This window comes from Bacillota bacterium (genome assembly GCA_012518215.1).
Taxonomy (GTDB): Bacteria; Bacillota; Dethiobacteria; order DTU022; family PWGO01; genus JAAYSV01.
Genome location: JAAYSV010000019.1, coordinates 67,243 through 76,859, shown reverse-complemented (window position 1 = coordinate 76,859; position 9,617 = coordinate 67,243). Strand labels below are relative to the sequence as shown.

Annotated in this window: 6 protein-coding genes; 3 read left to right on the top strand and 3 right to left on the bottom strand. The window is 50.5% G+C overall.

Annotated elements, in window-relative coordinates:
* Nucleotides 1-1,202 precede the first annotated feature (1,202 nt).
* Together GX364_03635 and GX364_03630 are read left to right on the top strand one after the other, a co-directional pair.
* Nucleotides 1,203-3,161 carry an aldehyde ferredoxin oxidoreductase family protein gene (locus GX364_03635; protein ID NLI69945.1) on the top strand — a complete coding sequence of 653 codons (1,959 nt, stop codon included), beginning with the start codon at nt 1,203-1,205 and terminating at the stop codon, nt 3,159-3,161.
* Between the two features lie 62 nt (nt 3,162-3,223).
* A complete protein-coding gene (locus tag GX364_03630; protein NLI69944.1) occupies nt 3,224-3,472 on the top strand; it encodes a MoaD/ThiS family protein in 249 nt (82 codons plus the stop codon).
* 59 nt (nt 3,473-3,531) lie between these two features.
* On the opposite strand, the gene GX364_03625 is transcribed toward GX364_03630, so the two are convergent.
* The 3 genes from GX364_03625 to GX364_03615 form a co-directional block, all read right to left on the bottom strand.
* Complete coding sequence (locus tag GX364_03625) at nt 3,532-4,704, bottom strand: NAD-dependent malic enzyme (protein NLI69943.1); 1,173 nt, start codon at nt 4,702-4,704, stop codon at nt 3,532-3,534.
* A 96-nt stretch (nt 4,705-4,800) separates the two neighbouring features.
* Nucleotides 4,801-6,057: a cellulase family glycosylhydrolase gene (locus GX364_03620; protein ID NLI69942.1), complete on the bottom strand. Its 1,257-nt coding sequence runs from the start codon at nt 6,055-6,057 to the stop codon at nt 4,801-4,803.
* 71 nt (nt 6,058-6,128) lie between these two features.
* Entirely contained in the window at nt 6,129-7,394 is a 1,266-nt protein-coding gene (locus GX364_03615) for a glycosyltransferase family 4 protein (protein ID NLI69941.1), read from the bottom strand.
* Between the two features lie 282 nt (nt 7,395-7,676).
* Between GX364_03615 and GX364_03610 the strand changes: the two genes are divergently transcribed.
* Complete coding sequence (locus tag GX364_03610) at nt 7,677-9,473, top strand: phosphoenolpyruvate carboxykinase (GTP) (protein NLI69940.1); 1,797 nt, start codon at nt 7,677-7,679, stop codon at nt 9,471-9,473.
* Nucleotides 9,474-9,617 lie beyond the last annotated feature (144 nt).

The window sequence follows — 9,617 nt, the reverse complement described above, 5'->3', positions numbered from 1 at the left end:
CCCTCCCCACCCCTGTCATTCCGAGCAAGCGTTGTTTAACAAGAACACTGACATATAGCCACAGAGATAAATGTGATATAGAAATGGTAACACCGGAGTGAAAAAATAGCGCCGCGAGGAATCTCGGGTAAAAGCAAGCGCTGTGCTATGCTATGGCAGCCATTCACTCTATGCCGCTGCCGTCAATATACCTGTACGGGGAAAGATAAAAGCTAGGAACCAGTTTATGCCGATACCAAGGTGTGTACGAGGAGGGGATTCTTCGGTCGCCCTGAAAAGCAGGGCTTCCTCAGAATGACAGGTTGTATTTCCTTTTTCCCTTACAGCGGGGGATGTGAGAAGGGAATTCTTCGGCCGCCTGCGGCGCCCTCCCCACCCCTGTCATTCCGAGCAAGCGTTGTTTAAAAAGAACACTGACATGAAGCCATAGAGAAAATGGTATAGAAATGGTAACAACAGAGGGAAAGAATAGCGCAGCGAGGAATCTCGGGCAGAGGCAAACGTTGCGCCTGACAATGGCAATGGTGGGAAGCCAACATACAGGTACGGAGAAAAGATAAAAGCCAGGAACCAGTTTGGGTCAGTGGCAAGGTGTGTACGAGGAGGGGATTCTTCGGTCGCCCTGAAAAACAGGGCTCCCTCAGAATGACAGGTTGTATTTCCTTTTTCCCTTACAGCGGGGGATGTGAGAAGGGGATTCTTCGGTCGCCTGCCGCTCTCCCCTGAATGATAGGTAGTGCACTTTTACTCCAGCCGTCAGGGCTTTTACGTTGTCATTCAGAGCAAGCGGTGTTCCGCAAGAACACTGGCGTTATGCTTTGTGGAATGGTGGTGAGAAACACCGGCCTTTTTAGGGTGAGCATAGCGCAGCGTGGAATCTCGGGTAATGACAGGCGTTACTCTTGAGAATAGCAACAGTGGTGTCGTACTGCTCCGCTTCCGGCAGAAAGGAAAATGGTATTGACAAGAGTTTCATTGGCCGCTTACGATTTCCTTCTCTTTTTTTATATGTTGGCTGGGCGACCGGGCCGTTCATGGGCCATGGCAAAAATTGCAATGACAGGTCCGGATGCTTGCATGGGTCTTCTGCCGCAATAAATTAATGACAATTTCCCCTACTTCTGATAAACTTGAATGGGGCAGATTAATAATATTCTCCTGATAATACTGTCCGATGAAAATATTTTCTAGGGGGAGATGCAATGATCGGCGGTTATATGGGAAAAGTGCTGGAGGTTGACCTAAGTACATGCAAATACAAAACATACCCATTACCCGAACGTCTGCTGGAACTGTACATCGGCAACAAAGGCGTCGGCGCCCGGCTTCTTTACGATATGTTGCCCCCGGGCACGGATCCTCTTGATGAAAAAAACGTGCTGATAATCAATACCGCTCCGCTCACCGGAACGGGTGCCCCGAGCAGCAACCGTTTCAATGTCACGACCAAGTCGCCATTGACCCTGGCTATCGTACATTCAAACTGCGGCGGCAATTTCGGCATACATCTCAAAAGGGCCGGCTATGATGCACTGATCATCACCGGAAAAGCCAAAAAGCCCGTATATCTGGTCATCAATGATGACCAGATCACGCTCGAGGATGCCACTGAACTGTGGGGCCTCGATACGGAGAAAACACAGGAAAAACTTCCGCCCAAAATGGGAAAAATCGTGATCGGGCCAGCCGGCGAGAATCTGGTGCGCTTTGCCTGCATAGTATCGCAGGAACGTGTTGCCGGCCGGGGTGGCGTGGGTACGGTGATGGGCAGCAAAAACCTTAAAGCCGTTGTAGCAGGGGGCACACACAAAATCCGTCCCTACCATGAAGAAAAATTCAAAGAAACGACGAAGCAATGGCGTACCATATCCAAAGAGCACCCGGCTACCGGGGAAGAATTACCTCGCTACGGTACAGCCATCTTTGTCAACAAATGCAACGCCACCCACACCCTCCCCACCAAGAATTTCCTGCATGGCTCGTACGAGAATGCCGATGATGTCAGCGGGGAAACCCTGGCCGAAAAATACCTGATCAGGAATATCGGTTGCCACGGCTGCCCGATAGCCTGTGGCCGACAGGTTGAACTGGATGGAAAAAAGGTGAAGGGTCCCGAATACGAGACCCTCGGCCTTTTCGGACCCAATATCATGAACAACGATCTGGCAGCCATCCTGGAATGGAATTACCAGGCCGACCTGCTGGGTCTGGACACGATCTCCCTGGGCAATACAATTGGTTTTGTCATGGAAGCCGGCGAGAAAGATCTGTTGAAAACCGACCTCTCTTTCGGCAAAACTGCCGGTATAAGCCAGGCAATTGAAGACATTGCTTACCGCCGCGGCCTGGGCGATGATATGGCCGAGGGGGTTCGTTTTCTGGCCAACAAATATGGCGGAACAAATTACGCCATTCATGTCAAAGGGATGGAGATCGCCTCCTACGAACCAAGGGGGGCAATGGGCCAGGGCCTGGGTTATGCCATCGCCAGCAGGGGCGGCTGCCACATAGCTGCCGGTTATGCCATTTACCTGGAAGCCAACGGGCCCATCACCTGTGATCCCCTGACCACCGCCGGTAAACCGGGCCTGGTGGTTCTTAACCAGACTACAATGGAGGCCGTAAGTGTGCTGGGATGCTGCATCTTTACTGTCTATATGTTCCTGCCCAGACAGCTGATCGAATTCAATGCACGGTCACGTTTCGTGTCCAAAGCGCTCAGCAATGGTTTTGTCTACGGTGGAAATCTTATCGGCAGGGCGCTCTCTTTACCCGCCTGGTCATTGCCCGTCCAGCCGCCTTTCTTCATGCTTCCCCAGGTCAAGGCACATCAGGAATGCACTGGCAGACGCTTTACCATGGGGCAAATGGTGGAAACGGGGAAACGTGTCGTCACCATGGACCGTATTTTCAACCTGCGGGAAGGATTGACGGCAGCCGATGATACCCTGCCAAAGCGCTTCACTCACGAAATACAGCGCGCCGAGGAACCAAGATCGCGGGTCCGCCTGGAGGAGATGGTTCCAAAGTATTACAGCATGAGGGGCTGGGATGCCAACGGGGTACCCAGGGCCAGGACATTGAGAGCATTGGGAATTTCGAAAGAACCGATGTTTTCACCGGATGACAAAATCGAATCCGCGTCTATTCCTTCGGCTTGACGAAACAAAATAAAATATGCCACAAGGCCATATCCTGTCCAGGGAAGGTGCTCACGATAACGATGGCTACGGTCAAATTGTTTGCCTCTCTGCGAGAACTTGCCGGGGAAAAAGAGTTTTCCACAGAGGCAACGACGATAAAAGAAATGCTCAGGCAGGCCGGGGAACGTTATGGACCCGAGTTTGCCGACAGGTTGAAAATTACCACCGTTCTGGTCAACGGGAACAATATTGCTCACCTGCAATGGAAAAACACGCGTTTGCGGAGCGATGACGTGGTCTCCCTGTTTCCGCCCCTGGGCGGTGGGTAAATGAACGGGGTATCCGGTAGTCAGAAGGTTTTATCAGACGGTTGAAGGAACTCTTCAGCTTATAACCGGGCCACGCCCGATTCTCTTGCGGCCCCGGCCACCGCTGCTGCCACTCTGGAGCCGACCCGGTCATCAAACGGCTCGGGCAATATATATTTCGCGTCCAGTTCATTGCCGTCTACCAGGAAAGCTATCGCCCGGGAAGCGGCAATTTTCATCTCATCGTTGATGTCCGCGGCCCTGACATCCAATGCTCCCCGGAATATCCCCGGAAAGGCAAGGACATTGTTGATCTGATTGGGATAATCGGAACGCCCCGTACCCATCACCTTTACACCTGTTTCTTTTGCTTCTTCGGGCATTATTTCCGGGATCGGGTTGGCCATGGCAAAAACGATCGGTTCACGGGCCATGCTCCTTAACATGTCCCGGTCAACCACACCGGGAGCTGAAACGCCGATAAACACATCCGCCCCCCTGATTACATCTCTCAACATTCCCCTCTTGTTCAAGGGATTCGTGATCCTGGCCATCGCAGCCTTTTCAAAATTGAGATCCGGGCGGCCAGCAAATATCGCCCCCCCGGTGTCGCAAAGGACAATGTCCTGCAAACCATATTTGAGCAGAAGCCTGGTAATGGCAATGCCGGCTGAACCCGAACCATTGACCACCACGGATATATCCTCTATCCGTTTACCAACAATTTTCAGAGCATTGATCATGGCGGCCAGAGTTACCACAGCCGTCCCATGCTGGTCGTCATGAAATACCGGGATATCACACTTTCCCTTGAGCTTCCGCTCGATTTCAAAACATCGCGGTGCGGAAATATCCTCCAGGTTGATACCGCCGAAACTACTCGATATCAAACTGACCGTCTCCACTATCACATCTACATCCCGGGAGTTTATACACAACGGGAAAGCATCAACACCGGCAAAGGATTTGAAAAGTACGCATTTCCCTTCCATCACCGGCATACCCGCTTCTGCCCCTATATCGCCCAGGCCAAGTATTGCCGACCCATCGGTTACAACCGCCACCAGGTTCCACCTTCGGGTGTACAGATATGACAGGCCGGGGTCGTTTTTTATAGCCAGGCAGGGTTCGGCTACCCCCGGCGTGTAGGCCAGTGAAAGATCCTTCCTGTCATTGACCTCCACCCTGCTGACCACCTCTATCTTCCCTCTCCACTTTTCATGCAGCCTCAGCGACTCCTCCTGTATAGACATGGACGGCCTCCTTCTCGTCATCTTCGGTGAAAAACATGCACCCCCGATTATCTCCCTGTATCGGGAACCCGTATGGATGCCCACAATCGGACCTGTTTACCTTTCGGTCAGAAAATCTTCCAGTACATCGTAGGTGGAAGTGGTGATGAATTGATCCGTACCCATGCGGCTCCATTTTTCAGCAATTTCTTCATAGCTGTCATTGTAAACATCGACGGTAGCGGTATCGGCTTGATTGTAAAGCCCCCAGGCATTGGAATTGTTGCAGACCTTGTAGGTCCACGTTGTCCATGACCAACCCCGATCATGATAGGCTGACAATCCATATTCCCAGCAGGCACGGCGATCAAAAAAGGTAAATTCGCCGATGAGGGTGGGCACGGCATGGTTGGTCAGTTTGTCAAACAACTTGATACCATTCACAAAAAACCAATTGACGATGACGTTGTTCTGTCCCGGCCAGCAGTAATTATGGTACTCATACACCACATTCTCCCACCCGTAACGGTCAGGGCGCGGCAAGTTGAAAGTCAACCAGCAACTGTTCATGAAGATGGGGTGATGGCCATCCACCTCACGTATTGCCCTGTAGAGACGATCAAAAAAATCCCATTGCACCGATGTGGTCTTGCCTTCCTGATATCCGCCTTCAGGTTCATTGAGAAGGCCGTACCCGGCGACCCAGGTGTCATCTTTGTAGCGTGAAGCAACGGTTACCCATATTTCCTCGGTCAGGGCCATGTTTTTTTCATCAGAAAAAAGAGCCGATTGACTGCTGTCACCGCTGTGGTGCTGGCCATTCTGGCTGCCCGGAGCACCGTGCAGGTCGAGGATGACAAAGATCTCCCTGTCAGCGCAACATTTGATGAACCAGTCCATACGTTCAAATGCATCTTCTTTCCAGGTGTTATCCGGGTTCAAAAGGTTCAAATATGAAAAAGGCAGCCTTATTGCGTTCATGCCAAGGCCTTTGATACGATCGAAATCACTTTCCTGCCACCAATGGTCCATGTAGATATCCAGAAGTTCCTGGCAACCTTCTGCGCCAAACCGCCGGGTCAGAACGTCGATCAGGGTTTTCTGGTCAGGCATATCGCCATCGCAATCATCCAGGGGGCACATCCAATTTTCAGTTACCAGCCAACCGCCTGCATTCGTGCCGACCAGTTGAACTGGTTTATCGTGGAAATAAAGATCTTTGCCGTATGCAGTTAAAAATTCACTGTGGCCGGGGGGTTGTTCCTCCTCCTTCGAACAACCGGCCAGGGGCATCAACAAAATCACCAGAACAAAAATCATGATACAGGATATGTATTTGCGCATCATCAATTTTTCCTTTCTTCTTATGGACATAATACCACATTCAATGGTGAGTGTTTCAATCAAGTGCAGGCCCGGAGTGTATGTTGATTCCGGATTGCTATTTATCTTTGTTCTTTCCTGTCCGTGATGCAAGCGTTCAAAACTTCCTCGAGGCGCCGGGCCAGATTGGGGATGTCAAACAACTGCGCAGTCTGCAATGCATTCCGACAGTATTCTTCATAGGTTTCAGTGTCCATACGGGCAAACCGTTCCACAGCATCGGCATATGCAGAAATGGATCGATCGGCCAGCACCTCGCCGCACCTGTACCTGGAAATAATGGGGTACTTGCCCTCATCAATGTTGGCCAGCACGGGATGGCCGGCAGCAAGGTATTCAAACAGTTTGTTGGCACTGCTGCCATAACGTTGAGTGTCCGATGCCCGATAATTGAGCACATTGAGGTCACTGCGTGAAAGGACATAGGGTATATGGCGTTTTTCCACGAAACCCTTGAAACAGATGTTGTCCAGTTTCAATTCTCGGGATCGTTGCTCCAGAACCTTGCGATAGGAACCATCCCCGTAAATCAAAAATTGAATATGCGCAGTATCTGGCCGCTTTTGCAGCTCTGCCGCACAATCCACCAACAAGTCAATATTGTTGGCCCGGCGGATGCTGCCACAGTAGACCACTTTGAAGGTGTCCTCCCGGGCAAGATCGGCGTCTTGAAGGGGAAATGCCCGTATTTCTTCGGAAAAAACCTTCAAATCAACGCCATTGTTGATATAGTGACACTTGCTTTCATCCACACTGTCATCCCACCCCTTGTGCCGGATATAATCATACATGCCCTCCGTGGTAAAAATGATGGCATCGGAACGCCGGTAGATATATTTTTCCATGATGTAAAGCGCCTGGATAATCGGGTTGCTGCGAGAAATGTCGTTGTATTCAACAATTGATTCGGGCCAGAGGTCACGCACCTCGCTGACACAGGGTACACCAAGACGCCGGGCCAGCCGTATTCCGGCATGGAGAACCAATAGTTGAGGCGAAGACGCATAGATGATGTCGGGAGGTGGGAATCGGCGAACCACCTTTTTCAGATTCAGGTAGAATTCCAGCATGTTCCGGATGCGTGACAAACTGTTGTCACTATAGGGTGAAGTGCCAACAAACACAAAGCGGCGGCCATCGATCAGTTTTTCCAGGTAGAGGCTGTTATCTTTTATATAATTATGCTCCGTGTTGTGAGTAACGCTTGCGGCAAAGATCGTGACATCGTGGCCCGCCTTCATGAGGTATTTGGCAAAGTCGTAATGCCTCAACATTGTACCGTAGGGAGGAGCCATGGCGTAGTGGTTAAAAATCCATATTTTACTCATGCATAATCTCCCATGTACCTACGACAAACTCCGTGTTTTCCGACATTATATCAATTGGTATTTGAAGTGTCAAAAACACTTTTTGATTATTTTTGAGTCTGTTCGACTGATTCTGGTATTTTTTTATCAAAAAGGTATGATGCCAATTTGCTGTTTTTAATAGACATTTTTTTTTTCATGGAGTATACTATAAAAGTTAACAAAAAATCCGACACGTTTTGTAAATTGAAGTTTTGTAAAACTTTGTGCTCATATCACAACACTGCAAGGGGTGCGATCAACATGAAAACCAATCACAAAGAGCTACACAACTGGATCAAAGAAATGGCCGTAATGTGCCAGCCTGACAATGTGGTATGGGTCGATGGTTCCAGAGAACAGAAAGAATCCCTGGAGAAAGAGGCCCTTTCCACCGGAGAGCTGATGCCTCTTGATCAAAATAAATGGCCCGGTTGCATCTATCACCGTACCGCCGTCAATGATGTTGCCCGCACAGAAAACCTGACCTATATCTGCACGAAACGAAAGGAAGATGCCCTTCCCAACAACAATTGGATGTCCCCGGAAGAGGGCTACAAAAAAGCGGGGGCAATATTCAAAGGGTCGATGAAGGGAAGAACCATGTACGTGATCCCCTTCTCCATGGGGCCGATCGGCTCCCCCTTCAGCAAGATAGGTGTGGAATTGACTGATAGTATCTACGTTGTCTTGAACATGCTGATCATGACCCGGGTAGGCCCGGAGGTTCTTGCCGAACTTGGCCCGGATGGTGAATTCACCAGAGGCTTGCATGGCAAGGCTGATCTTGACCTGGAGCGGCGCCTCATTCTTCATTTTCCTGAAGACAACACTATCTGGAGCGTGGGTTCCGGATACGGAGGCAACGTGCTCCTGGGTAAAAAATGCCTGGCTCTGAGAATCGCCAGCTGGATGGCGAGAAATGAAGGATGGCTGGCCGAACACATGCTCATCATGGGCATAGAGAATCCTGCCGGAAACGTTGAATACGTGGCTGCCGCATTTCCCAGCGCTTGCGGCAAAACGAACCTGGCCATGCTCGTGCCACCCGATTTTCTGAAAGATCAGGGCTATCGTGTCTGGACAGTCGGCGATGACATCGCCTGGCTGAGAATTGGTGATGACGGCAGATTGCGGGCTATAAACCCGGAAACAGGGTTTTTCGGCGTGGTGCCGGGAACCAATGCGAAATCGAATCCCAATGCTCTGGAGACAATCAGGAAAAATACCATTTTTACCAATGTCCTGCTGACCGATGACGGTGATATATGGTGGGAGCAAGGTGATGACCCGCCCCCACCAGAGGGAACGGCCTGGGATGGCACACGGTGGAAACCGGGACTTGAAGACAGGAATGGTAATTATATCCATGGGGCCCACCCCAATTCGCGTTTCACCAGCCCGGTTACCCAATGCCCGAGTATTTCCCCGGAATGGGATAATCCTGAAGGCGTACCCATCTCGGCCCTGATCTTCGGTGGCAAAAGATCCAAACTGGCCCCGCTGGTATATGAATCTTTTAGCTGGCAACACGGCGTTTTTCTGGGGGCCACGATGGCTTCGGAAAGAACTGCAGCCCAGTATGGAAAACTTGGCGAGGTGCGGCGGGACCCCATGGCCATGCTTCCTTTTTGCGGATACAACATGGGCGATTACTTCAGCCACTGGTTGAAGATGGGAAAAAGGATCAAACATCCACCTCGTATATTTCATGTCAATTGGTTCCGCACCGACGAAAACGGCAATTTTCTGTGGCCGGGATTCGGCGAGAATTTGAGGGTTTTGAAATGGATCCTGGATAGGACCAATGGGAAAAAAGAGGCGATAAAAACACCGATCGGCTATCTGCCTTCCATCAACAGCCTTGATCTGGATGGCCTGGACGTGACCACCGCAACAATGGAAAGACTTGTGGAAGTCAAGATCGCAGATTGGGAAAGAGAACTTCAAGATATAAAGAAACATTTTTCCCAATTTGGTGAAAAGTTGCCGCAAGAATTGAGGGATGAATTGCACAGCCTGGAGAGACGTCTGGAAAAAAGCAGACATGCCGTAGGTTAGTATTTTGTATCCTCCGATTTGCCTGGTTTCCCGATAAAAATATGTATCCCTGGATTTCCTTTGTAAGGGGTGGACAGCTGTGTCCACCCCTCCTTCGTCTTTTGATGCAGGCGGGGTTGCGCCGCTGTTGCCAACAACATATCC